Below are 24941 nucleotides of genomic sequence, written 5' to 3' on the forward strand. Positions count from 1 at the left end.
ACCCCCGCGGCAAGCTGACGCGCCGCGACATCACCGAGCAGCCCCGCATCGACGACACGCGGGACACCCTCGGCCACGGCATGCACCCCGCGACCCCCACCCGCCATCTCATCGTTCATCTGCATCGCTGCCCCGTGTCCATGCGCACTCCCCCGAGTGCACGTCGGCCATGCTGGTCTCAGCGATTGTCCCGGTCGGCTTTGCCGGATTCAACCTGGGGGGTCATGCCCCGGGGGCGAGACAACGGACGCATAGGCGCGCAGATCAGCGGGTTCTCGACGCGATATCCCCGGTGACCTGCGACGATGTCGGGCGGGAACGCTGCGGCGACTGTTGGGGGACCGCGGTCGCGCGCATCGGCCCACCGATGGCGTGATAGCGCCAGCCGGCATCGCGCCAGGTCTGCGGGTCGAGGCAACGGCGCCCGTCAATGATGACCCGGCCCCGGACGACATCGGAGATCTCCTCGGGCGCCATGTGCACGAACTCCGCCCATTCGGTGGCGACCACCACAGCGTCGGCCTGCTCACATGCCTCCGCGGCGCTCGTGGCGTACGCCAGCATCGGATACATCCGTTGCGAGTTCTGCGAGGCCTTCGGGTCGAAGACCGTCACCGACGCCCCGCGCAGGGCGAGCTGCCCGGCGACGTTGAGCGCCGGGGAGTCCCGTACGTCGTCGCTCTCGGGTTTGAACGCGGCACCGAGCACCGCGATGTTGGCGCCGAGGACGTCGCCGCCGCAGGCATGGGCCACCAGATCCACCATGGCGGTGCGTCGTCGGGTGTTGATCGCGTCGACCTCACGCAGGAATCGCAGCGATTGGGTCGCGCCGACCTCGTCGGCGCGGGCGATGAAACCCCGGATGTCCTTGGGCAGACACCCGCCGCCGAACCCCAGTCCCGCATTGAGGAATCGGCGCCCGATCCGCTTGTCGTGGCCGATCGCGTCGGCCAACGTGGAGACGTCGGCCCCGACGGCCTCGCAGATCTCGCTGACCGCATTGATGAACGAGATCTTTGTCGCCAGGAAGGCATTGGCCGAGACCTTCACCAGTTCGGCGGTGGCCCAGTCGGTTCGGATGAACGGCACACCCGTCGAGAGGATGTCGCAGTAGATTTCGGTGACGATCTGCTCGGCGGTGCTCTCGGCGGTGTCGGGATCGGTCCCCAGCACGAGACGGTCGGGTTCGAGGGTGTCCTCGACAGCGAATCCCTCGCGCAGGAACTCCGGGCTCCACGCCAGTTCGATCCGGGAACCGGGTGCGGTCAGCACCGCCATCCGCTGGGCGAGTGCGGCGGCGGTCCCGACGGGGACCGTCGACTTGCCGATGACGAGGTGGTCGCCGCGCAACAGTGGGGTGAGGGCGTCGACGGCGGCTTCGACGTAGCCGAGGTCGACGCCGTATCCGCGGCGCTGCTGCGGTGTCCCGACCCCGAGGAAGTGCACGGACGCGAACGCCGCCGCCTCACGCACATCGGTGGTGAACTGCAGACGTCCGGCGGAGAGGTTGCGACGCAGCACATCCGACAGGCCGGGTTCGAAAAACGGCGTGTCCCCGACCTTCAGGCGCGCGACCTTGTCCGCGTCGGTGTCCACACCGAGGACGTCGTGTCCGAGTTCGGCCATACAGGCCGCGTGCGTCGCGCCGAGGTATCCGCACCCGATCACCGTGAGCTTCATGCCTTCAGTGGGTACGCGGGGTTTCCATCCGCGACGCGACCGCGACGTGGCGCGGGCGTATCGCATCGGTGAACATCGGCCGGGTCGGGTGAACAGCAGTCGACGGATGGTTTGCCGGGTCGGAGGTCAGTCGCGTTTCGGCAGGTCAGGTTGGGGGAAGTTCAGGTACGCCTTCGACGGTGTGGGTCCGCGCTGGCCCTGATATTTCGACCCGACCGCGGAGCTGCCATACGGGTGTTCGGCCGGGCTGGACAACCGGAACAGGCACAGTTGGCCGATCTTCATCCCCGGCCACAGGGTGATCGGGAGGTTGGCGACATTCGACAGCTCGAGCGTGATGTGCCCGGAGAATCCGGGATCGATGAAGCCGGCCGTCGAGTGGGTGAGCAGACCCAGGCGACCCAGCGACGACTTGCCCTCCAGGCGCCCCGCGAGGGAGTCGGGCAGGGTGCACACCTCCAGAGTCGAGCCGAGCACGAACTCCCCGGGGTGCAGCACGAACGGCTCTCCCGCGGGCGGTTCGACGAGGCTAGTCAGTTCGTCCTGCCGCTGAGCGGGGTCGATGTGGGTGTAGCGGGTGTTGTTGAAGACCCGGAACAGGTTGTCGAGGCGGACGTCGATACTCGAGGGCTGAACAAGCCCCGGGTCGAACGGTTCGACCGACAACCGCCCGTCGGCGATCTCGGAACGGATGTCGCGATCGGAGAGCAGCACGCCTGCGAGGTTATCGGACCCACGTCGGCCCGGGGCCCGCGGGAATCGTATGCAACCGGGCCCGCACGCCCAACCCGACGTCGCACGATCCGTTGATCGGGGATGGCCGCGCGCACCCACCCGGACCGTTTGCTACTCTGTCGGTCGCGAGGTTCACGCCCCGCACGCCGATGTAGTTCAATGGCAGAACATCAGCTTCCCAAGCTGAATACGCGGGTTCGATTCCCGTCATCGGCTCCACCATCACCGCAGGTAGAGCGGCGTTTCGTATGCTCAGAAGCCGCTTCGAGAGCTGCGTCGCGCCCAGATCTGGCGCAGCGGGCCCGAGGTAGTACGGGCGCCATGCCGTGACAGCCGTTCGCCTCACTTGGACCGCCGCTGATTGTCGGCAGCGCTCGATGTGGCATCGGGGCTGACCGATACCGGTCAGGAATCGAGAAGCTTCCGTGCCGGCCGGCTCCTATCGTCGACGGTATGACGAACATCGATTTCATCACCCTCGAAGTTGCCGATCCCGATTCGGCAAAGCAGTTCTATGACAATGCCTTCGGCGACACCAACCTGGCCGCGTGTCTCCGGCTGTCGACCTCCGACGCGCCGACGTCGGGCTTCCGCGGCTTCGTCGTGTCCATGGTCGTGGCGGACGCGGCCGTTGTCGATTCGTTGATGGAACCGGCGATCGCGGCAGGCGCCACCGTGCTCAAGCCGGCCAAGAGATCGTTCTGGGGCTACGGAGGCGTCGTGCAGGCTCCGGACGGGACGATCTGGAAGGTTGCGACGTCGAAGAAGAAGCCGACCGGCGCCCCGCTGCGCACCATCGACGATGTCGTGCTGCTTCTCGGCGTCGACGACGTCGTCGCGAGCAAACAGTTCTACGTCGACCACGGGCTCGTCGTCGCGAAGAGCTTCGGCCGCAAGTACGCCGAGTTCGAGAGCGGCCCGGATTCGGTGAAGCTCGCCCTCTACGGGCGGAAGGCGGCGGCCAAGGACGCCGGCGTCGACGCCGACGGAACCGGGTCGCATCGCCTCGTCATCGGGATCGACGGTGGAGGATTCACCGATCCGGATGGGTTCGCCTGGGAGCCGAAGGTGGCGGACAGGTCCACGACGACCTGAGACCGCGCCCGCGCGGGCCCGACTCGTGTCACCTCGGCAAGATCCGCCGCTGACCAGCGTTGGTCGACCGGCATCGCACGTACACTCACCGACGTGGGCGGTGTCCCGGCATCCTCGACAGCCGGACGATGGCTGATCGGCGCCGCGGTACTCGGCTCGGGGGTGGCCTTCCTCGACAGCACCGTGGTGAACGTGGCGCTGCCCGCTATCGCCCGCGACCTCGACACCGGACTGACCGGGCAGCAATGGGTTCTCGACGGCTACATGCTGACCCTGAGCGCGCTGCTGCTGGGTGGCGGCGCGGCCGGAGATCGATACGGGCGGCGTCGGGTGTTCGTGATCGGCCTCGTGCTGTTCGCCGTCGCGTCCATGGGATGCGGCCTGGCCCCGACGATCGGCTGGTTGATCGTCGCGCGCGTCGTGCAGGGCGTCGGTGCCGCGGCGGTCGTGCCGGGAAGCCTGGCCCTGATCGACGCCGAGATCGCGGAGTCCGACCGTGGACGCGCAATCGGACTGTGGGCCGGGATGTCCGGGGCGACAAGCGCATTGGGTCCTTTCGTCGGTGGATGGCTCGTCGATGCGGCGTCGTGGCGGTGGGTCTTCTTCATCAGCGTGCCCTTGGCGCTGGGTGCGATCTGGATTTCGGTGCGGCACGTGTTGGAATCGCGGGACGAGACACTGACCGGGCGTCTCGACGTCGCCGGCGCCACGGCCATCACTGTCGGGCTCACCGGTGTCATCTACACACTGATCGAGCTTCCGTCGCAGGGATGGACTCTCGGGGTCGTGGTCGCGGCTGTCGTCGGCCTCGGCGCACTGCTCGCGTTCCTCGTCGTCGAGTCACGCGCCGATGCTCCGCTGCTGCCGCTGGGACTGTTCCGGTCGTGGCAGTTCACCGGCGCCAATCTCACCACCCTGGTGGTGTACGCCGCGCTGGGCGGTGCGCTGTTCCTGGTTGCCTTGCAACTGCAGCAGAGCATGGGTTATTCGGCGTTGGAGGCCGGCATGGCGATGTTGCCGAGTACCGTCATCATGCTGTTCGGTTCGCCGTTCTCGGGACGACTGGCGCAGGTCACCGGCCCGCGTCTGCCGATGACGGTCGGTCCGTGGGTGGCGGCCGCCGGACTGGCGCTGATGGCACGGATCGTGCCGGGCGCGGGGTATCTCGATGCGGTGCTGCCCGCCGTCGTGGTGTTCGGGCTCGGGATGACCATCACCGTCGCACCGTTGACCTCGGCGGCGCTCGGTGCGGTGGATACTGCGCATTCGGGTATCGCGTCCGGAGTCAACAATGCCGTCGCCCGCGTGGCGAGCCTTCTCGCAGTCGCCGTCCTGCCGGTGATCGCAGGCGTCCACGCGGGCTACGACCAGGCCCTGGGACCGGGCTTTTCGACGGCGATGATCATCGCCGGCGGTTGTTGCGCCACCGGCGGATTCATCGCCGCCGTCACTATCCGGACGGGCGCCGTCATCCGACCACACGTCCAACCCGGGGTCATCCACGCGTGTCAGCCGCCCGAGCCTGCGGTCAGCGACCGGTCGTGAGGCCGGTAGCCTTGGGCCCATGGGCCTGGAGCGCTCGATCGCCGAGCGGGTCGCGGCGATGCGCGGGCAGGATATCGACTCGTCGCTGCTGCATATTCTCAAGCGCAACATCCTCGACTCGTACGCGGGGATCTGCGGATCTCTGAACGATCGCGCGATGCTCGAGCACTTCGATCGCTTCGCGGCCGACGCGGAGTCCGCCACGGTCTCGGTGTGGGGGATCGGTCGGCGAGCGGGGCTCGCGGAGGCGGTCTTCACAAACTCGGTCCTCGGGCGCCGCAGCGATCTGCTGAACACATACCTGGCGCCGAACAGCATGGGCGGCTCGCACCCGTCCGACAACCTCGCGCTCGTGCTCACGCTCGCCGACCACCTCGGGATGAGCGGGCGAGAGCTGATCTCCACGGTCCACGTCGCGTTCACGTTGTCGGCCGCGTTCGCGACCTACTACGACCCCGAAAGCGCAGGCTACGACCACGATGCGGCCGCGACGTTCTATACCGCGCTGACGATCGGATACGCGTTTGACCTCTCGGTCCCCGAGTTGGTCACCGCGCAGCGCGTCGCCGGGATGCTCGGGCTCGACACCAACCAGGCCGCGCTCGGGAAGATGACCGACTGGAAGCACTGCACGTATGCGTCGGCGGCGATGCGCGCCATCCAGGCCGTGAAGATCGCGCGGGCCGGATTCGATGCTCCGCCGGATATCTATGAGGGCGCGGCCGGTGTGGATCGCTTTTTTCGGCACGCCGACACGTTCTTCGAGCCCGCACCGGATCTGGAGCGGATCGTGTTCAAGCGCTGGCCGGCGCTGGTGTTCTGCCAGACCCCGATCGACGTCGCGTCGGATCTCGCCGCGGCGGGCATCGACCCACACGCGGTGACCGCGATCGAGGTGCGGTCGTATGCGATCGCGATGCGCAATGGCGCCACCGAGGGCGCTTACCAGCCCGAGAGCCGGGCGGCGCGGACGCACTCCATCCCCTACTGCGTCGCGACGGCGCTGCTGAAGCCGATCGAGTACACGGACTTCGACGACCCGCGCAGCCGAGATGACACCGTGCGGGCCCTCATGACCAAGGTGTCGGTCATCGAGGACCCGGCGCTGAGCGCCGCGTATCCGGCGACTGCTCCCTGCGAGATCTCCGTCATGTTCGCCGACGGATCGACCGTGACCCGCCGCCGCGACGTACCTCGCGGGGACCCCGGCGATCCACTGTCCGATGATGACCTCAGCGCCAAATTGCGCACCTACTTCGGCTTCGCCCGCGACGACGCCGAGCGTGAGGATGTCATTCGGCGCCTTTGGCATCTCGAGCACGAGCCCGACGTGGAGTGGCTGCTCGAGCCGCTCCGGCGCCGGCAGTTGCCCTAGCCTCACCCGGGCGTGGGAAACGGACAAACCGCGCATCGCCTCAGGCGATGACATAGGTTGTTGGTTTGTCAGATCCTCGCCTCATCGAAGGGCCCGTCGTGCGTCATGCGCCCCGACCGCAAACCGCCATCGTCGTCTTCCTGATCTATCTCGCACTCTTCTACGGCGTGTGGATCGTCACCGGCGTCGACTACGAGACCATCGGCGACAGTGCCGGCCACCTGCTCAAGTGGTATGTGGCGCCCACCTGGGTCGGCGGACTGTTCCTCATCATCGCGGTGTCCTGGCTCGGATGGTGGCGGCCGGTGCTGTTCGAGAAGGAACGTGCGCAGCCGCGTTGGATTCTGCTGGCCCCGGCCTTCGCCGTCGTCACTCTGGTGGTGCTCGCGCTGACGGCGGACTTCTCGGGGTCGACCGGCGCCATGTTCGCCGCCCTGTTTCTCGGCAGTATCGGTGTCGGCGTCGCCGAGGAGGTCTCCACACGCGGCGTCCTCATCACCGGATTCCGTGCACGTCTCACCGAGCCGTGGGTGTGGTTCTACTCGTGTCTCCTGTTCGGGTTGCTGCACCTGCCGAACTGGGTGTTCGGGGCCGGGCCGGGGGCGGTGGGTCAGGTGCTGATGGCCTTCGGCGCAGGATCGACGTTTTATCTGCTACGCCGCGTCTCGGGGACTCTGATCTGGGCGATGGTGCTCCATGCCGCCTGGGATTTCGTGACGATCGGCGGCGACCTGCCAGGCGGCGTCGGCGCCCTGGTCATCGTCAATTCGATATTGGGCCTGGTCGTCGGCATCGTGTTCCTCCGTCGCCAACGAGGTCAGATGGTCGAACAGGCCGGAGTGCCGACCGCGGCGGCCGGAGGGTCGGCCAGGGTGTCGGCCGACTGATCGGTCCCGGCCCCGGCTCCACCGCTCCACCACCACATCCCAAAAGACCACGATGTGCGGCCTGAGGTGAAACCCAGCCGATTCCACCCGGGTGGATTAGCGTAAGTGCTGGTACACGCCCCGTGAGCCATTGCACGTCGGTTCCGAGGGCAACGTCACGTCGCGGTACGGGGCTGCGGTTCGTTCCGTCTGCCACCATGTGGATGGGAGCGATCGGACATGACCGACGAGAAGTCCGAGCAGCAGAAACAGGTGTTGCGGCCACCGAGGTTCTGGCAGGCGTTGATCCCGCTGGTGTTCCTCATCGTGGGGCTGGCACTGGCCATCGCGCTGTACGGCGAGGACGCCGTCTACGGCCCGGTCCAGGTGGCGCTCCTCCTGGCCGCCGCCTTGGCCGCCCAGGTCGGCTACTTCAACGGTCACACGATCTCCGACCTGACCAAAGCCGCGGTCGACGGTGTCGCTTCCGCGATGGGCGCGATCTTCATCCTCTTCTCGGTGGGCGCACTGATCGGCACCTGGAACATGTCCGGGACCATCGCCACGTTGGCCGACTGGGGGATCCGGGTCCTGAACCCGGACTTCTTCTACGTCGCCGCTGTTCTCCTGTGCGCGGTCATCGCGGTGTCGGTCGGCAGTTCCTGGACGGTGATGGGCACCATCGGTGTGGCACTGGTCGCGGTGGCCGAAGGCCTGGGTCTGAGCATGGCCATGGCCGCCGGAGCGGTCATCTCCGGCTCGTACTTCGGCGACAAGATGTCGCCGCTGTCGGAGACCACGAACCTGGCCGCGGGCGTCGCCGGGGCGGATCTGTTCAAGCACATCCGGTCGATGATGGCGACGACCGTTCCGGCCATCCTGATCACCCTGGGTATCTATCTGGTCCTGGGGTTCAGGTCCAACCCCTCGGGTGACATCGACACCCCGGAAGAACTCAGCGACATCGAGAACCTGTTCAACATCAACGTCCTCACCCTCATCCCGCTGCTCGTGGTGGTCATCCTGGCGCTGCGCAAGATTCCGCCGATGTTCGCGATCCTCGGCGGTGCGCTGGCCGGTGGGCTGTTGGCGATCATCCTGCAGCCCGATGTCGTCCGTGCCTTCGTCGACGACGACTCGCTGGGCACTCCGATGGTGATGCTCAAGGGGGTCTGGGACGCGATGGCGACCGGCTACGTCGCGGACACCGGCATCGAGGCCGTGGACAACCTGCTCAGCGGCGGTGGCATGCAGGCCATGCTGAACACCGTCTGGCTGATCATCACCGCACTGGCGTTCGGCGGAATCATGAATCACACCGGGTTCCTGGGCAAACTGATCGAACCGTTGCGCAAGCGCACCACCAGCCCTCGCGGCGCGATGGCGTCAACCGGTGGGACGGCGATCGGCCTCAACGTGGTCGCCGGTGACCAGTACCTCGCCCTGGTACTGACGGGGAACGTGTTCAAGGAGGAGTTCCGCAAGCGGGGCATCGCGCCGCAGACACTGTCCCGCCAGATCGAGGACACCGCGACGGTCACCTCTGTCCTTGTCCCCTGGAACTCCTGCGGCGCCTACGCCTCCGGGGTCCTGAACGTCACGACGATTGCCTACCTGCCGTTCGCATTCTTCAACTGGATCAACCCGCTCATCTCGTTCATCTACGCGGCCTTCGGGATCGCGATCCAGAAGGCCGAACCGGGCGAGGGCGCTGCACCACCGCTGGCAGAAGCGTCGTTCTATGGGGTGTCCGGGCAGGACGCCGAGGAGGTCCCCGAAGACGGTTCGAAGCCCTGAGCTTCCCGCTCACCGTCCGGACGGTCACGAGAACGACAGCTTGACGACACCCTTCGACTGCCCCGCGCGTGACCGGGATTGGCCGATACGGCCGGACGTGTGATGGCGATGCCGTACATTCGGGAGTCGCCATGTGACCGCAGTCATATGGCGCCGAGTCTCGGCGAGAGTCGGGTGGGCGCCGCGACAATCCCATCGACGCACGGGGGACACCGAACATGACACCCGACTACGGAGCCTTCCAGCTGGAGATCTACCTCGCCGGCACCCAGGGTCTACTACCCAGGTATCCCGTCGATGCAGAGTCGTTGGAACGCAAGGCGCAGGAGGTGCTGCCGTCGTGGATCTGGTCGTACGTGGCGGGTGGCTGTGGAAATGAGCGGACCCAGCGGGCAAATGTCGACGCGTTCGACAAGTGGGGGATCGTGCCTCGAATGGGTGTCGGGGCGACCGAGCGCGACCTGTCGGTCGAGTTGTTCGGGACCACGCTGCCGTCGCCTGTCTTCATGGCGCCGATCGGCGTGATCGGAATCTGCTCACAAGACTTCCACGGCGATCTTGCCGTCGCGCGGGCCGCCGAACGCACCGGGGTCCCGGCGGTGCAGTCCACGCTGTCCATGGACCCCATGGAGGAGACCGGCGCGATCCACCAGGAGACGCCGGGCTTCTTCCAGCTCTACATGCCCAAGGATCGTGACCTCGCACTGAGTTTCATCCAGCGCGCCGAGCAGTCCGGATACAAGGGCATCGCCGTCACCATGGACACGTGGACACCGGGCTGGCGTCCACGGGATCTCAACACCTCGAACTTCCCACAACTGCGCGGCATGTGCATCTCCAACTACTTCACCGATCCGAACTTCCTCGGCAAGCTCGCCAAGAGTCCCGAAGAGGACATGCCATCGGCCATCCTGACCTGGGCCGGGAACTTCGGCCAGCCGATCACCTGGGACGACCTGGCCTGGATACGCGAGGCGACCGATCTGCCGGTCATGCCGAAGGGTATCTGTCACCCCGACGACGTCCGCCGCGCCATCGACGTCGGTGCCGACGCCATCTACTGCTCGAATCACGGTGGCCGCCAAGCCAATGGTGGCCTGCCGGCATTGCAGCACCTGCCCGAGGTGGTGGCCGCAGCCGGCGACACGCCGGTACTGTTCGATTCGGGAGTGCGCGACGGCAGCGACGTCGTCCTGGCCCTCGCACTCGGCGCCACCGCGGTCGGTGTCGGCCGCTCGTATGCGTATGCGCTGGCAGTCGGCGGCGAGGACGGCTTGGTCCATCACCTCAGGTCGATCCTCGCCGAGGCGGACCTGTTGATGGCGATCAATGGCTACCCCACGATCGCCGATCTCCGCGCCGACGGGGCCGTCCGGCGGGTGATGTGACGGCCCGCAGGTGCCCGTGAAATCCCCATACCCCGGGGAGTGGTAGGGCATGATGTTGCAGGTGTTTCGTCGGACGGTCTCGCGACCCGAAGCAGTCTCGCGCCACCGCCCACCGTGAGGACTGAGAGGACCGTCTGCATGACTTCCACCAGCGACGCGTCGACCATCAACGACGCCTATCTCCGCAGCGCCGGCGAGGTGGCGGCAGGCGCCGGCGTGGATCCGGAACTGGGTCTCGCCACTGCCGACGCCGCGGCCCGGCTCGCCAGATACGGACCCAACGAACTGACACCGGAGCCGCCGCCGACGCTCTGGGCGGTCTCCCGCGGCCAGTTGGCGAACCCGATGAACATCATGCTGCTCATCGTCGCGGTGGCCAGCTTCGCGATCGGCCAGTTCTCCACCGGGATCGTGGTGGGGTTGCTTGTTGCGTTCAACGTGACGATGGGCACAAAGCAGGAGATGAAGGCCCAGGCCAGTGTCGATGCTTTGGCAGACCTTCAGGTTCCGCAGGCGCGCGTGCGCCGCGACGGGCAGGTCGCCGAGGTCCCCGCCGCCGATCTCGTGCCCGGTGACGTCGTGCTGGTCGAGGCCGGTGACCTCGTCCCCGCCGACGGCCGGTTGATCACGTCGGCGACGCTGGAGGTGCAGGAGGCGGCACTCACCGGCGAGAGCGCGCCGGTCGCCAAGGACCCCGCGACCATCGCGGGCGGCGACGTGGCGCTCGGCGACCGCACCAACATGGTCTTCCAGAACACGCAGGTCACCCGTGGATCGGCGGCGTTCGTGGTGACCGCCACCGCAGCCGCCACCCAAATGGGCCGGATCGCCGACATGGTGACCACCACCAAGCGCTCCAAATCCCCGCTGCAGCGCGAGCTGGACGGGATGACGAAGGTGTTCGGATTCCTCGCCTGGGGTGCCGTCGCCGTCATCGGCATCATCGGTATCGCCCGGGGCCAGGACGGCGAAACGCTTGCGCTGCTGTGTATCTCGACCGCGATCGCGTCCATCCCGACCGGGTTGCCGACCTTCGTGCAGACGATGCTGTCGTCGGGAGCTCAGCATCTGGCCGACGAGAAGGCCGTGGTCAAATCGCTGACCGACGTCGAGACACTCGGCGGCACCACCGTGATCAACTCCGACAAGACCGGCACGCTCACCATGAACGCCATGACGGTCACGTCGCTCTATGCCGGCGATCAGTGGTTCCGGGTTGAGGGATCGGGTTACTCGAAGACCGGAGCAATCCTGGGCGCGGCAGGCGATCTGCCCGACTTCACGCCCCTCGCGCTGGGACTGTCGCTGTGTTCGGACGCCACCGTCGCCGACGACGGTTCGGTCATCGGCGACCCGACCGAGGCCGCGCTCGTCGTCCTGGCGGCGAAGATGGGAGTGGACGCCGAGACCACCCGGCGGACGATCCCGCGCGTCACCGAGGTCCCCTTCGACTCCGACTACAAGTTCATGGCCACCTTCCACGACCGCCCGCAGACGGTTCGCGGCACGGTCGTCGTCCAGCCCCATTTCACCGTCGTCAAGGGCGGTCCCGATGTGGTCCTCGACCGATGCTCCAGCGCACTCCGCCACGGCGAGATCGTGCCGGTGGACCAGATGCGCCAGAACATCCTCGATGCCAACCGTGAACTGTCCGAAAAGGGGCTGCGGGTTCTCGCGTTCGCCGCGAAGGGCCTCGACGACGCCGCGATGGACGCGGCCAAGGCCGACCCGATGGCGGCCGTCAGCGACCTCGTGCTCATCGGCCTGGTGGGCATCATCGACCCGCTTCGTACCGAGGCGACCGCGGCGGTCCACACGGCTCTCGGGGCCGGCATCGACGTCCGCATGATCACCGGTGACCACACGATCACCGCACGCGCCATCGCCGATCAACTGGGTCTGGGGCCCGGGGTCATCACCGGCACCGACCTCCAGCACCTCAGCGACGAGGAGGTCGTCGCCCGGCTCCCCGAACTCCACGTCTTCGGCCGCGTCGCCCCGGAGGACAAGCTGCGCCTGGCGCGCCTCATGCAGGAGTCCGGCGAGGTCGTCGCGATGACCGGCGACGCGGTCAACGACGCCGCCGCCCTCAAGCAGGCCGACATCGGGGTGGCGATGGGCAGCGGTTCGGAGGTGACCAAGCAGGCCGCCAAGATCGTGCTCACCGACGACAACTTCGCGACGTTGGTGCGCGCGGTCGAACTCGGCCGTGACATCTACCGCCGCATCTCCTCCTACATCCGCCTACAGCTCACGGTCTTGTCCGCGGTGCTGCAGATGATGGTGCTGGCCACGATTTTCAACATCAACGGCGGCGTCGCGCTGCTCCCGATGCAGCTGCTGTTCTGCAAGTTCTTCGTCATCGTGACCGTGGTGGTCGGCTTCATCGTGGACACCTCCGACCCCGGGGTCATGCAACGTCCGCCCCGCCACCCCGGTACCCGGATCGTGAACGGACCGCAGATCATCCGGTGGGTGATCAGTGGTTTCCTGATCGCGGGCAGTGCGCTCGCGGTGCTCCAGTGGGGTCCGGACGAGCCGTCCGCGACTGTCGGGTCGGTGTCGATGACGATGGCGTTCGGTGTGGTCGCGTTCAGCGGCGTGAACCTCGGCGTGGTCATGCGCCGCGAGCGCGAGGCCCCGTGGTCGAACCCGATGTTCCCATACTTCGGCTGGCTCATCGGTGGATGGACGCTGGCCTGGGCGGCGGTCGAACTGAACATGTTCCAGCACATGCTCGACACCGTGTCACTCAGTGGTCGTCAGTGGATGGTGGTGCTCGGCCTCTCGCTGATCGCCCCGGCATTCGTCGGCATCGACAAGGCAATCCAGCTGCGGAAGATGCGCGCGGAGACCGCCGGCGCTGTCTGAGTAGCCCTGCAGGGCCGGCGGGCAGTCAGTCGCCGAGCACCCGGCGCAGATAGTCGTTGGCGAACACCCGCACCGGGTCGAAACGGTTGCGGACCTCGAGGAACTCGTCGAATCGCGGGTAGCGGCCGCGCAGCGCCGCGGCGTCGAGGCCGTGCATCTTGCCCCAGTGCGGCCGACCACCGTGCGCGTTCATGATCGTCTCGACGCCGGCGAAGTACGCATCGGAGTCGGCGGGGTCGTCGCGGTGGTATCGGTGCACGGCGATGTAGCCGGTGGTGCGGCCGGTGGCGGTGGAGAGCATCAGTTCGTCAGCGGCGGCCGCGCGCACCTCGACCGGGAAGCTCACCCGGTAGCGCCGGCGTTCGATCATCCGGCGCACCTCACGAAGCACGTCCGGTACCTCGTGGAGCGCGACGGCGTACTCCATCTCGCGAAACCGCACCTCGCGCGACGAGACGAAGACCTCGCTGGACCGGTCGGTGAAGGTGCGTGCCCCCAGCGCCCGGCCGGACAGCTGCGCGATGGCGGGAACCACCGCCGGGACACGGGCGCCGAGCGCGCAGAGCACCCCGAACAGTTTGTTGCTCAACAGCTCGTCGTCGACGTAGCGCCGGATCCGGCCCGGGCCCGATCGCGGGGTGTCGGCGTCGATTCTTGTGTTCGACTTGGTCAGGGCGCACTCGGTATGCGGAAACCAGTAGAACTCGTGGTGATCGGTGTCGGCGACCCGGTCGGTGAATCCGTCGAGAGCGTCGTCGAGGGCGGCGGGCGCCTCGACCGCGCGCAAGCCGAACTCCGGCACGCACTCCAGCGTGATGTCCACGAGTACGCCCAGCGCGCCGAGACCGAGTGCGGCCGCGGCCAGATCCGGGTTGCCCTTCTCGACGGTCACGATCTCTCCGGTGCCGGTGACCAGGGTGACACCGGTGACCTGCGTGCTGATCCCGCCGAAGCGAAGTCCGGTGCCGTGCGTCCCGGTGGAGATGGCGCCGGCGATGGTCTGACGGTCGACGTCGCCGAGATTGGCCATCGCAAGCCCGTACGGGGCGAGAATGCGGGGGATCTCGTAGAGGTGTGTACCGGCCCGCAGCGTGACCGCGGACCCGTCGACCCGGACGAGCCCGCGCATCGCCGAGAGGTCGACCTGCACGTCGTCGGCGACGGCGATCGCGGAGAAGCTGTGGCCGGCGCCCACCGGCTTGACCACACCCCCACGCGCGGCGGTGTCCGCGACCAGGTCGGCAACCTGCGCTGCGTCGGCGGGGCGGGCAACGCGTGTGGGCGTGGCCTTCTGGGTGCCGCCCCAGTTCCGCCAGGTTCTCCCATCCGCTCTCATCCGAAACATTTCCCTTCGCCCCGATAGGTGGGCACCACGTCACAGACCCGGGCCCGGCCGGAGAGGTCGCGCTCGATCAGCGCGACCGACGTGACCCGCTCACAGACCTCGCCGGACTTGGTGTGCCGGAACCAGACCCGGTCGCCGATGGCGAGCGCGTCCGCGGCGGCCCCACGCAACGGGGTCTGCACCTCCCCGGCGGCCTCGGTGCCCACATACTCCAGGCCTTCCGGCCACACCGGCAGCGGGAGCCGGTCGGCGCCCGGCGGGCCCGACGCTATCCAGCCGCCGCCGGCGCAGGTGACGATGCCGGCGGAGGGCCGACGTACGACGTCGAGCCCGAATCCCAACGCCGGAGCGGGCCGGAACCGGGAATAGGAGTCGAACAGGTGACCGCCGAAAAGACCACTTCCGGCAGCGATGTCGGTGATCGAAGTGTCTGTCGCGGTCTGCTCGAGCGAGCCGGTACCGCCGCCGTTGACGAACTGGAGATCGGCCACCTCGCCGAGGGCGGCGAGGATGCGGCCGCGGCGGCGCCGCAGCTCAGCCATCGAGCGGCGCTGCATGACGCCGACGCCCAGATTGGTCAGTCGCCTGCCGGGTACCGCGTCGGCGACCCCGGCGATCTGGGCCTCATACGACATCACGCCGACGAGTCGGAATCCGGGGCGCCCGACGATCGCTCGCGCGAGTTCGACGGCCTCATGCCGGTCGTGGATCGGTGAGCGCCGCACTCCGAGGTGGATCCGTCCGCCGGCGAGACGGTAGGAGGCGTCGACGTCGATCGCGACACGGATCGTGGGACGACACACCGGCGATACCGTCGCGTCGACGAGGTCGAGGTGTGCGATGGAGTCGACGAGCAGCGTGACGCGCTGGGCGGCTGTCTCGTCGCGAGCGAACTCGGCGATCGCCGCCCGCCGCGTGGACGGATAGCCGACGAGGACATCCGATACCTCGGATACTGTTGCCAGCCAGTGGGCTTCGGCCAGGTCATAGGCGAGCACGCCACCGAACCCGGGGCGGCCGAGCACATCGTCGACGACCGATCGCACGCGCAACGATTTGGTGGCCACACGTATCGGGACCCCGCCCGCCCGTCGCGTCAGGTCGCTCGCGTTGTGGTCGAGGGCGGCGAGATCGAGTGCGAGCACCGGGCTGTCGAGTCCGGACTCGCGTACCGCCGCGTCGATACCACCCCAGTGGTCGGCGTTGCTGATATCCCATCCGGTGTCGCCCGGCGTGGTGGTCTCACCCTCGGTCATCGGCCGCAACACTACCCGGGTGGTCCTCGAGCAGAGCATGAACGGACCTGCCGACTCGGACCGGCTCGGAACCCGGCGTTCCGATATCAACCACATCACCGACCATCCGCTGTCACACTGGGGGACATGGCTGCGACTGGCCCAGGTCGTATCGCCGGCTGGCTGCTGGCGCCCACGCCGCTGCCCGAGAAGGGCGGCCAGATCTCACTCGCGGTCCTGCGCATCATCGCCGGCCTGATCTGGCTGCACAACGTCGCCTGGAAGATCCCGCCCGACTTCGGCGAGAACCGCGACGGCGGGTTGTACCTGTTCACCAATCTCGCGGTCGATCATCCCGTGTTCGCGCCCTACAGCTGGGCGGTGGAACATGTTGTGCTACCCAACTTCACGGCGTTCGGTTGGTTGGTGCTGGCCCTCGAGTCCACGTTGGCGGTGCTGCTGCTGACCGGGACGCTGGTTCGGTTCGCGGCGCTGCTCGGAATCGGACAGTCGCTGGCGATCGGCCTCTCGGTCGCCGAGGCGCCCCACGAATGGCCCTGGGCCTACATCATGCTGATCGCGATCCACGTGGTGTTGCTGTTCACCGCGTGCGCCCGCTTCGCCGCGGTCGACGCGATCCGCGCCCTGCCCGACGCCGCGGCGCGGCCCGCCGCTGTGCGTTTCCTGGGCGTGTGGGGTGTGGTGGTGGCGTTTATCGGGGCCGCCGCGATGCTCGTGGCCATCGGCAACGATGCGCCGATCACCGTGGGTTCCACCGATCTCGAGGTGACCTTCGGCGAATACAACCTCCGCGGCGGGCTGGTGCTGCTCGTCGTCGGTGTCGCGATGATCGTCGCTGCCGTGATCCGGGCGTCCGTCGTCGCCTTCGTTGCTGCCGCCGTCGCGGTCGGCGCGGCGGTCTGGATCTACATCCAGTTCGGCCGCGGCGAGGTGTGGCTGGGCGGAACGACGGAGACGGCGGTGGTGTTCGGTTGCGCCGCGGTGGTCGCTGTGACCACCGGAATGAGGATCAACCAACCGAAAGGACTGTCCTGATGGCTGCGGACCCCCTACCGCCCGACTCGTTACCCGATGTCGTCGCCGTCGCCACCGCACACGCGGAACGCGTGGACACCGACGGCGTCTTCCCCTCAGAAGCGGTTGCTGCTCTGCGTGACAGCGGGCTGATGGGCCTGGTCCTGCCTCGTGAGGTCGGCGGGATGGGCAAGGGCCCGATCGAGTTCACCGAGGTGGTCTGCGCGTTGGCGGCCGCCTGCGGGTCCACCGCGATGATCTACCTGATGCACGTCGCGGCCGCGGTCACCGCCGCGTCGGCGCCACCCCCCGGACTGCCCGACCTGATGTCGGACATGGCGACGGGGAAGTCGTTGGGCACGCTGGCCTTCAGCGAGAAGGGTTCTCGGTCGCACTTCTGGGCTCCGGTCTCGAAAGCGGTCGCGGCCGGCGACGACGTGACCGTGACGGCCGCGAAGAGTTGGGTCACCTCGGCCGGGCACGCGGATGTCTATGTGGTGTCGTCCGGATCCACCTCCGGGGAGGCCGGAGCCGTGGACATGTTCGCCGTGCCCGCGGGTACACCGGGCCTGGAGATCTCCGGAACCTTCACCGGCCTGGGCCTGCGCGGCAACGCGTCGACGCCGATGAGCGTCGACATCAGGCTTCCGGCGTCCTACCGGATCGGCGCGGAAGCAAGCGGATTCGGCACGATGATGCAGGTCGTGCTGCCGTGGTTCAACCTGGGAAACGCGTCGGTGTCGACCGGCCTGGCCGCCGGTGCGACCACCGCAGCGATCGAACACGTCCGGTCCGCGCGACTGCAGCACCTCGGCGAGAGCCTCGCCGACCTACCCACCATCCGTGCGCAGATCGCCCGGATGGGGATCGCCGTCGCGACGCAGAAGGCGTATCTGGCCCATACGGCGCAGAGCGTGTCGTCCCCCGACGAATCCACGCTGCACCACGTGCTCGGCGTGAAGGCATCGGCCAACGACGCGGCACTGACGATCACCGACTCGGCGATGCGGGTCTGTGGCGGCGCCGCGTTCTCCAAGCACCTGCCGATCGAGCGCGCCTTCCGCGACGCCCGCGCCGGTTCGGTCATGGCACCGACCGCGGACGCGCTGTACGACTTCTACGGGAGGGCGGTCACCGGACTGCCGCTGTTCTAGGAGAAGCCATCGTTCTAGGAGAAGGGTTGGCAAGAATGAGTGAACCACTGGTCATCGGCGCGGTTGCGTACACGCCGAACGTGGTACCGATCTGGGAAGGGATACGAAGTTACTTCCAGGGACTCGACGATCCCGACGCACAGATGGACTTCGTGCTGTATTCGAACTACGGCAGGCTGGTCGACTCGCTGATCGCCGGGCACATCGATGTCGCCTGGAACACCAACCTCGCCTACGTGCGTACCGTCATACAAACCAACGGCCACTGTATCGCGTTGGCGCAGCGCGATACCGACGTCGACTTCACCACGGTGTTCGTCGCGCGCGCGGGCACCGAACTCGAGGGTCCCGAGGCGATCGCCGGCAAACGGCTGGCCCTGGGATCGGCGGATTCGGCACACGCGGCGGTCCTGCCGCTGTATTACCTGCGTCGTGCCGGCGTCACCGACGAGGATCTGCACCTCATGCGATTCGACACCGACATCGGCAAACACGGCGACACCGGGCGCAGCGAACTCGACGCGGTGCAGGCGGTTCTCGACGGTGAGGCCGATGTCGCAGCCATCGGCAGTTCGACCTGGCAGGCGATGGATGCCGACCTGATGGCGCAGACGCTCACCGAGATCTGGCGCACCGACGGCTACTGCCACTGCATGTTCACCGCCCTGGACACCCTCGAACCCGCACGGTACGAACCGTGGCTCAAGGGGCTGATGGCCATGGATTGGGAGAACCCCGACCATCGCATCATCCTCGAACTCGAGGGGTTGACGCGCTGGGTGGAGCCGCACCTCGACGGTTACAAGCCGCTGTTCGAGGCCGTGGCGGAGCAGGGCATCGACCCGCGATGGTGATCCTCGAGCTGATGCGGACCCTCGGGGGTGTGCCGGTCGGCACCACCGTCGAGATCCCCATCGGCTCGGCGGCCGACCGCGACCTCGCGCAGCGCTGGTGTGAACGCAACGGCAACAGTGTCGTACGCGCCGACGTCGACGAGACCGGCGAAGGGACGCTCACCGTCCGACGTGGCCGGCCACCGGATCCCGCCACCGTGATCGGCGCCGACCGGTTGCCGGGGATGCGGTTGTGGCTCTACACCAACTTCCACTGCAACCTGTCCTGCGATTACTGCTGCGTCGCATCGTCGCCCCGCGCGCCTCGTCGTGAACTCGGGGCGCAGCGGATCGCGCGGCTGATCCGCGAGGCCGCCGATTGGGGTGCCGCCGAACTGTTCCTCACCGGCGGTGAACCCTTCCTGCTGCCCGACATCGGCGAGATCATCGCCGACTGCGTCACGGTGCTGCCCACCACGGTCCTCACCAACGGAATGGTGTTCCGCGGGAGAGGATTACGTGCGCTTGAGGCACTTCCGCGCACGGGGCTCGCCCTGCAGATCAGCCTCGACTCGTCGACGCCGGACCTGCACGACTCGCATCGCGGCGCGGGCAGCTGGAAGCGGGCCGTCGCCGGTATCCGTCTGGCGATCTCGCTCGGTTTTCGGGTGCGTGTCGCGGCGACGATCGCCGACCCGGCCCCGGGCGAACTGGACAAATTCCACACCTTCCTCGACGATCTCGGCATCGCCCGCGACGATCAGGTCATCCGGCCGATCGCGAGGGAGGGGGTCGCCGACGTCGGCCAGACGCTGTCTCGCGAATCGCTCGTCCCCGAGGTGACGGTGACCGCCGAGGGCGTCTACTGGCATCCGGTGACCGCGACCGACGAGCAAGCCCTCGTCACCCCGACGATCGAGCCGCTCACCCCGGCGCTGGAGACGATCAAACTCCAGTTCGCCGAACAGTGGGCGCGAGCGTCGGAGTCCGCGTCGTTGTTCCCATGTGCCTGACCGAAACTGCCTCCGCAGATCGGTCCGGCGTCAGCGGGATGCGGTGCGCTCCAAGGACTCCACTGCGTCGGTGATCAGCGTGAGGGGATCATACGAGTCGAACTCGGCACGCAGGCTATTCACGTTCGCGGCGATCCGTTCGTCGGAGAGGACGCGTTGCACCCCGGCACGGATCCTGGCCGGTCTGGGCCGCTCGGTACGCAGATCCACGCCGAGGCCGTTGTAGCCGATCCGGGCGTTGATGTCGTTCTTGCCCTCGCGCTTTCCGGCGCCGACGACCGGGACACCGTGGCGCAGTGCGGCCACGGTGCTGCCCCATCCGCCGTTGCTGACGAAGACGTCGACGTGCCCGAAGAGTGTCGAGTAGGGCAGGTAGTCCTCGATGACGATGTTCGGTCCGGCGAACCGCTCGCGCAGCCGATCGGTGTTCGCCCCACCGGTGGTGGCCACCACGACATACGGTCCGTCGCCGAGGGCCTCGAGTGTGGGTGCGATGAGCTTGTCCGGGTCGGTGTTGTCGATCGTCCCCTGGGACACGGCGACAACCGTGGTCTCGTGGTCGGTGATCACCGTCGGCAGGGGAGCGTCCGGCGGGAGGAGAGCACGGGCGGGCACCAGCGGACCGACGAACTGCGCGTTCGGCGGCGGCCGGTAACCGGGGAACTCCAGGCCCGGGACACCGTCGAGGAACAGTCGGCCGGCGCAGGCCATCGGGGCCTGCGGGAAGCCGTCCGACGGAATCGGCTCGAGGCCATGGGAGTCCAGGACGGTGTTGTAGTGTCCGACACCCCGCTTCATCGTGGCGGTCAGCATGCCCCGCACCACGCGGTGTTGCGTGCGACCGACGACGGTCCGGGCGGGCCGCAGGCCGAAGAACGGTGGTGGGCTACCCGGGCCGGGCAACACAGTGGTCAGGCCAGTCGCGAACACCGGCACGCCCAGGCGCTCGGCAACGAGCTTCTCGACGTACATGGCCCCGTCGCAGAAGAAGAGATCGAACGGGAATTCCTCGCGGATCTCGGTGATGTCGTCGAAGTGCTTCTCGACATTCCCGACGAAAAACGTGTCGACGTCGAAGGAGATGAGTTTGGGACCCTTCATCCTGGCCCGCTCCGGGAACAGCGCGTTGATGTTCTCACCCGTCACCTCGACCGCGCGGCGATACGGAAACGACTGCAGACCGAGGGCGTCGACCTTGCGTTTGTAGGCGGGGCCGACATACCAGCGCACGTCATGACCCCGGCTCGCGAGATGAGCGGCGACGCCGGTCAGCGGGTTGAAGTGGCCTTCGGCGGGAAGAGCGGCGAACAGGATCTGCATGGCGTCCTCCAATGTTCCTCACTATAGTCCTGCTATAGTGAAAATTAAGCAAGACTATAGTGAGGATCATGTCGACCACGACCACGAGAACCGGGACACGAGCCGAGCGCGCTCTCGCCACGCGGCGACGGATGGTCCAGGCGGCGTACGAGACCTTCGCCGCCGAAGGGTTTCTGGGCACGACGATGGCCGCGGTGGCCAAGCGGGCGGGGGTCGCCGCCCCCACGATGTACTACACCTTCGGCACCAAGGTCGCCCTGCTCGGCGAGACCCTCGGTGCCGCGATCGTGGGTTTCGACCAATGGCGGGCACCACCGCCGGAGCCGTTCGAGATCGCCGACCTCCTCCCCGTGCACAGCTGGTGGGCCGACCTGCTCGCCGCCCCGACCGCCCGCGATGCGCTCGGGGTGTTCGTCGCGCAGGGCACCGACATCCTGAAGCGGGTCGGTCCCCTGGTTCCCGCCCTGCACGGCGCAAGCGGCGATCCGGAGGGTCAGGAAATGGCTCGGGTCAGCGAGGAGCGTCGCGTCGAGACCTATCGCGCCGTCGTCGACGTCATCGCCACCAAACCCCGGGGGTTGCGCCGCGGGATGACGGTGGAGACGGCGACCGACATCATGCTCGTGATCCTGAGCGCCGAGGCGTACCAGGGCTTCGCCGCCCGCGGCTGGACCCACGAGCGGACGAAGCGCTACTTCACGTCGCTGCTGACCGAGCAGGTGTTGGCGACCGCCGACTGAGCGCCTGGGCCTTGCCGCATCGGTCCACGAAAACCTCACACCGTAGGGCGGTCATCGACACCGACGTTTCGATGCCCCGCTCGTGCGCGGACTTCAGGGTCGATCGTCCGATCAGGCGAGCTGACGCTGGAAGGCCGCGAGGTGATTCTGGGATCCGCTGAGCAGACTCTCCAACACGGCGGTGACGTCGGCCGGCGAGCCCGCCATGGCCGCTTTCAGGTCGGCGATGTCGGTCTCCTCGATGGTGACGCCGACCTGGAAGGCCGCGGCCTGCGAGCGAGAACCCTCGGCCACGAGGCGGTCATACAGCGCCTGCAGGTCCGGGTCGGTGAACCGTCCCACCTGATCGATGCGCGGATCCTCGATGCCGTAGGCGGGCAGCAGCGCTTCGACCTGCTGCTGATGACGCACCTCCGAGGACGCGATGTTGCTGAAGATGCGGCTTCCCCACTGGTCGCCGAGCGTGACGTACACGTCGTGGGCCAGCTTCTCCTCTTCGACGAGATAACGGAGCTGGTCGGCGAGAGATTCATCGGTGGCGGTCAACACCACCGACTGCGAGGTGGTGCTCGAGGCCGCCGGGGTCGACACCGCGGACGGTTGCTGGTCGGCCGCACAACCGGCGAGAGTGATCGTGGCGGCGAGTGCGGCCGATGCGGCCGCGGTGAGCACGGTACGACGTCTGGTCATCATGATCGGACTCCTCTCTGAGATTCCACCTCCGATTTTATACCCCCGGGGGTATCTAAACGGGCTCGTGTGCAACCTGACAGCAGGCTCACAGCAGGCTCGGACCGTTCCCCAAGCAAGCCGCACTTATCAGCGCACGCCTGTTCTGCGAAGCCCCTCCACCCGGGCAATACGACACTTGTTTCGCGACGAAGAGTCCGTTTCTGTCAGCGCTACGCCAGCCGCGCCTCGATCGCGGCTCGGACACCGTCGAGCACGGCCGGATCGTCACGCAACAGGAAGGCGATGTCGGCGCCGGTGAGCATCGTACTCAGCTCGCAGACGAGCTGATCGGGGTCGACATCGCCGGGCAGCTCACCGGCCTCGACGGCGTGGCGGGCATTGTCGGCGAGCAGGCTAACCCACGCGACCTGCTCGTCGGCGATCCGATCTCTGACCGGCCCCGGCCGCGTACTGACCTCCGAGGCAACGGAGGCGAAGAAACACCCGCCCGTGAAGACCCGTCGCGCCACGTGGTCGAGGTATCCGCTACAGAGCGCCAGGAGCCGGTCGCGACCGGGAGGTGCCGTCAACGCGGGGACGACGACCTCCTCGATGAAGGTCTCGCGGGCGCGGTCGACGACGGCCAGTTGAAGGTCCTCCTTCGACCCGAACAGGCCGAACACCCCGCTCTTGCTCATCCCGGTGACACCGGCGATGCGGGCCAGCGACAGCCCACCCAACCCCTCCACCGTGGCCAGGTCGGCAGCCACGTCCAGGATCGCGTTGCGCGACCGCTCTCCGTCGGAGCGCACACGTCGCTCCGCATTCTTCTGGGTCGACACACTAGACAAGTTAGCACGCACGGGCGTACGGTCTAAATAAGCACGCACGATCGTGCCAACTAAAATCAGATCACCCCGGAAGGTTCGACCATGACCACAGCCACACTCAGCGCCGCCCGGCGGCAGGCCCCGCTGCGCCGCGCCTTTGCCGACGACCCGACCAAGGCCATCTCGATCAAGCACGTCACGTCCGAAACCGGCACGCACACCGACGAATGGCACGGCCGCATCGTCGCCCCGGACTTCCCGGGAACGACCTGGGATTACGGCATCGACGCCAAGGTCGGCGGCGACGACGACCTGCCCAATCCCGGCCACCTTCTTTGCGCCGCACTGGCCGCCTGTCTGGAGAGCACCACGCGGATCGTCGCCGACCACCTCGGGATCGAGATCGAGGACCTGACCGTGGACGTCGTGGGCGACGTCGACGTCCGGGGCTGCCTGGCCCTCGACCGCACCGTGCGCCCAGGCTTCCGACGGATCGACGCAGAGATCTCACTCCGCACCGCCCCCGGCACCGATGACACCCTGGTCGAGCTCCTGCTCGGTCAGGTCGATGCCCTGTGCGTCACCCTCGACACCATCCGACATGGCGTCCAGGTCGATCTCACCTCGACGGTCGCATAGGTGAGGCCCCTGATCTCCTCTCGCGAGCTCGTTGATTCTTGTGTTTACTTCCAAGTGACCGATCAGTCCGCGCGAAAGGCACGCCCGTGGCCGGAGCCACCGACCCCGCGGACGCCGACGGTGTCCTGCCGCTGCCCTCCCCCGTGGCCCTCTGGCGCCTGCTGAGCTGCGCCGTCACGACCGCGATCCTGCTGTTGACCTGGCGGGTCCACCTCCCCCGCCACAACGTCGGGCACGAGATACCGTTCGCGGACGGCACCGTCGGGCGGGTGTACCGGGAGACCGTGCTCGACCTCGGCAAGGCGACCGAGCCGGTGACCCTGATCGTCGGTTTCCGCCTCCGGTGGGTCGGGTCGAACCGATTCGCCCACCGGCTCTTCCGCATCGAAAGTCTGCTGAACACACCATTGTTCGTCGGGTTCCCGGGCTTCGTGTCCAAACTGTGGATCGCCCACGACGGCAACAACGTCTACCGGGGTGTCTACGAGTGGGACCGCGAGGACCTGGCGCACCGCTACGTGCGCGCGCTGTGGTGGCCGCTCGCCCTGGTCAGCGAACGCGCCAGCATCCGCTATCACGTCGTGCCGGGTTCACGACGCGATGCGACCCTCTCGCACATCAGACTTCGTCCCGGCGAGCAGCAATGGTGGCACCCGCTCACCACAGACCCGCCACCGCGGGTGCAGGGCATGGGGTGAATCTCCCAGCCGGCGCGTGACCGGGATGGGATATGCGTCCGATGCGAGGGTCACCGGCGCCGACCTAGCGTCGGG

At 67.5% G+C, this 24941-nt stretch carries 21 protein-coding genes and 1 tRNA gene; 15 read left to right on the top strand and 7 right to left on the bottom strand.

Going from position 1 to position 24941, the window contains the following annotated elements:
* Positions 1-264 precede the first annotated feature (264 nt).
* Complete coding sequence (locus tag GORHZ_RS05730; protein WP_006331176.1) at positions 265-1680, bottom strand: UDP-glucose dehydrogenase family protein; 1416 nt, start codon at positions 1678-1680, stop codon at positions 265-267.
* 126 nt (positions 1681-1806) lie between these two features.
* Positions 1807-2394: a dCTP deaminase gene (gene dcd / locus GORHZ_RS05735; protein WP_006331177.1), complete on the bottom strand. Its 588-nt coding sequence runs from the start codon at positions 2392-2394 to the stop codon at positions 1807-1809.
* Positions 2395-2560: 166 nt separating this feature from the next.
* On the opposite strand from dcd, the gene GORHZ_RS05740 reads away from it, so the two are divergent.
* The 8 genes from GORHZ_RS05740 (at position 2561) to GORHZ_RS05775 (ending at position 13352) form a co-directional block, all read left to right on the top strand.
* Positions 2561-2634: transfer RNA gene (locus GORHZ_RS05740), tRNA-Gly, on the top strand.
* 234 nt (positions 2635-2868) lie between these two features.
* Positions 2869-3510, top strand: a complete 642-nt coding sequence (locus GORHZ_RS05745) for a VOC family protein (protein WP_006331178.1) — start codon at positions 2869-2871, stop codon at positions 3508-3510.
* A 93-nt stretch (positions 3511-3603) separates the two neighbouring features.
* Entirely contained in the window at positions 3604-5055 is a 1452-nt protein-coding gene (locus GORHZ_RS05750) for an MFS transporter (protein WP_006331179.1), read from the top strand.
* 19 nt (positions 5056-5074) lie between these two features.
* The gene (locus tag GORHZ_RS05755; RefSeq protein WP_006331180.1) at positions 5075-6430 is read left to right on the top strand and encodes an MmgE/PrpD family protein; all 1356 of its coding nucleotides are present in this window, start codon (positions 5075-5077) and stop codon (positions 6428-6430) included.
* A 65-nt stretch (positions 6431-6495) separates the two neighbouring features.
* Positions 6496-7317, top strand: coding sequence for a CPBP family intramembrane glutamic endopeptidase (locus GORHZ_RS29410; RefSeq protein WP_006331181.1), 822 nt, complete (start codon positions 6496-6498; stop codon positions 7315-7317).
* Positions 7318-7536: 219 nt separating this feature from the next.
* Positions 7537-9093, top strand: coding sequence for a Na+/H+ antiporter NhaC (gene nhaC, locus GORHZ_RS05765; RefSeq protein WP_006331182.1), 1557 nt, complete (start codon positions 7537-7539; stop codon positions 9091-9093).
* Positions 9094-9311: 218 nt separating this feature from the next.
* Positions 9312-10481, top strand: a complete 1170-nt coding sequence (locus tag GORHZ_RS05770; RefSeq protein WP_006331183.1) for an alpha-hydroxy-acid oxidizing protein — start codon at positions 9312-9314, stop codon at positions 10479-10481.
* Between the two features lie 138 nt (positions 10482-10619).
* Positions 10620-13352, top strand: coding sequence for a cation-translocating P-type ATPase (locus tag GORHZ_RS05775; protein ID WP_006331188.1), 2733 nt, complete (start codon positions 10620-10622; stop codon positions 13350-13352).
* Between the two features lie 25 nt (positions 13353-13377).
* Here GORHZ_RS05775 and GORHZ_RS05780 read toward each other — a convergent pair whose 3' ends face one another.
* Both GORHZ_RS05780 and GORHZ_RS05785 read right to left on the bottom strand, forming a co-directional pair.
* On the bottom strand, positions 13378-14688 hold the full coding sequence (locus GORHZ_RS05780) for a D-arabinono-1,4-lactone oxidase (protein ID WP_006331189.1): 1311 nt from the start codon (positions 14686-14688) through the stop codon (positions 13378-13380).
* On the bottom strand, positions 14685-15953 hold the full coding sequence (locus tag GORHZ_RS05785; protein WP_006331191.1) for a type III PLP-dependent enzyme domain-containing protein: 1269 nt from the start codon (positions 15951-15953) through the stop codon (positions 14685-14687). The genes GORHZ_RS05780 and GORHZ_RS05785 overlap by 4 nt, the downstream gene beginning before the upstream one ends.
* 126 nt (positions 15954-16079) lie before the next feature.
* On the opposite strand from GORHZ_RS05785, the gene GORHZ_RS05790 reads away from it, so the two are divergent.
* The 4 genes from GORHZ_RS05790 to GORHZ_RS05805 are packed head-to-tail and all read left to right on the top strand — an operon-like array spanning position 16080 to position 19967.
* Positions 16080-16988, top strand: coding sequence for an Rv1678 family membrane protein (locus GORHZ_RS05790; RefSeq protein WP_006331195.1), 909 nt, complete (start codon positions 16080-16082; stop codon positions 16986-16988).
* A complete protein-coding gene (gene fadE16, locus GORHZ_RS05795; protein WP_006331202.1) occupies positions 16988-18121 on the top strand; it encodes an Rv1679 family acyl-CoA dehydrogenase in 1134 nt (377 codons plus the stop codon). Before GORHZ_RS05790 ends, fadE16 begins: the two co-directional genes overlap by 1 nt.
* Positions 18122-18156: 35 nt before the next feature.
* Entirely contained in the window at positions 18157-18975 is an 819-nt protein-coding gene (locus tag GORHZ_RS05800; protein WP_006331203.1) for an Rv1680 family SBP-like protein, read from the top strand.
* Entirely contained in the window at positions 18969-19967 is a 999-nt protein-coding gene (locus tag GORHZ_RS05805) for an Rv1681 family radical SAM protein (RefSeq protein ID WP_006331204.1), read from the top strand. Before GORHZ_RS05800 ends, GORHZ_RS05805 begins: the two co-directional genes overlap by 7 nt.
* Positions 19968-19997: 30 nt before the next feature.
* Here the strand turns inward: GORHZ_RS05805 and GORHZ_RS05810 are convergent, their stop codons facing one another.
* Positions 19998-21287, bottom strand: a complete 1290-nt coding sequence (locus GORHZ_RS05810) for a glycosyltransferase (RefSeq protein WP_006331205.1) — start codon at positions 21285-21287, stop codon at positions 19998-20000.
* A 68-nt stretch (positions 21288-21355) separates the two neighbouring features.
* On the opposite strand from GORHZ_RS05810, the gene GORHZ_RS05815 reads away from it, so the two are divergent.
* On the top strand, positions 21356-22027 hold the full coding sequence (locus GORHZ_RS05815; protein ID WP_040530359.1) for a TetR/AcrR family transcriptional regulator: 672 nt from the start codon (positions 21356-21358) through the stop codon (positions 22025-22027).
* Positions 22028-22138: 111 nt separating this feature from the next.
* Here GORHZ_RS05815 and GORHZ_RS05820 read toward each other — a convergent pair whose 3' ends face one another.
* Positions 22139-22720: a DUF2202 domain-containing protein gene (locus GORHZ_RS05820; protein WP_006331207.1), complete on the bottom strand. Its 582-nt coding sequence runs from the start codon at positions 22718-22720 to the stop codon at positions 22139-22141.
* Between the two features lie 209 nt (positions 22721-22929).
* A complete protein-coding gene (locus GORHZ_RS30755) occupies positions 22930-23541 on the bottom strand; it encodes a TetR/AcrR family transcriptional regulator (protein WP_157205085.1) in 612 nt (203 codons plus the stop codon).
* 90 nt (positions 23542-23631) lie between these two features.
* Between GORHZ_RS30755 and GORHZ_RS05830 the strand changes: the two genes are divergently transcribed.
* A complete protein-coding gene (locus GORHZ_RS05830; protein WP_006331209.1) occupies positions 23632-24168 on the top strand; it encodes an OsmC family protein in 537 nt (178 codons plus the stop codon).
* A gap of 86 nt (positions 24169-24254) precedes the next feature.
* Positions 24255-24866, top strand: coding sequence for a hypothetical protein (locus GORHZ_RS05835; RefSeq protein ID WP_006331210.1), 612 nt, complete (start codon positions 24255-24257; stop codon positions 24864-24866).
* Positions 24867-24941: the final 75 nt, after the last annotated feature.

The organism is Gordonia rhizosphera NBRC 16068 (assembly GCF_000298195.1).
Classification (GTDB): Bacteria; Actinomycetota; Actinomycetes; order Mycobacteriales; family Mycobacteriaceae; genus Gordonia; species Gordonia rhizosphera.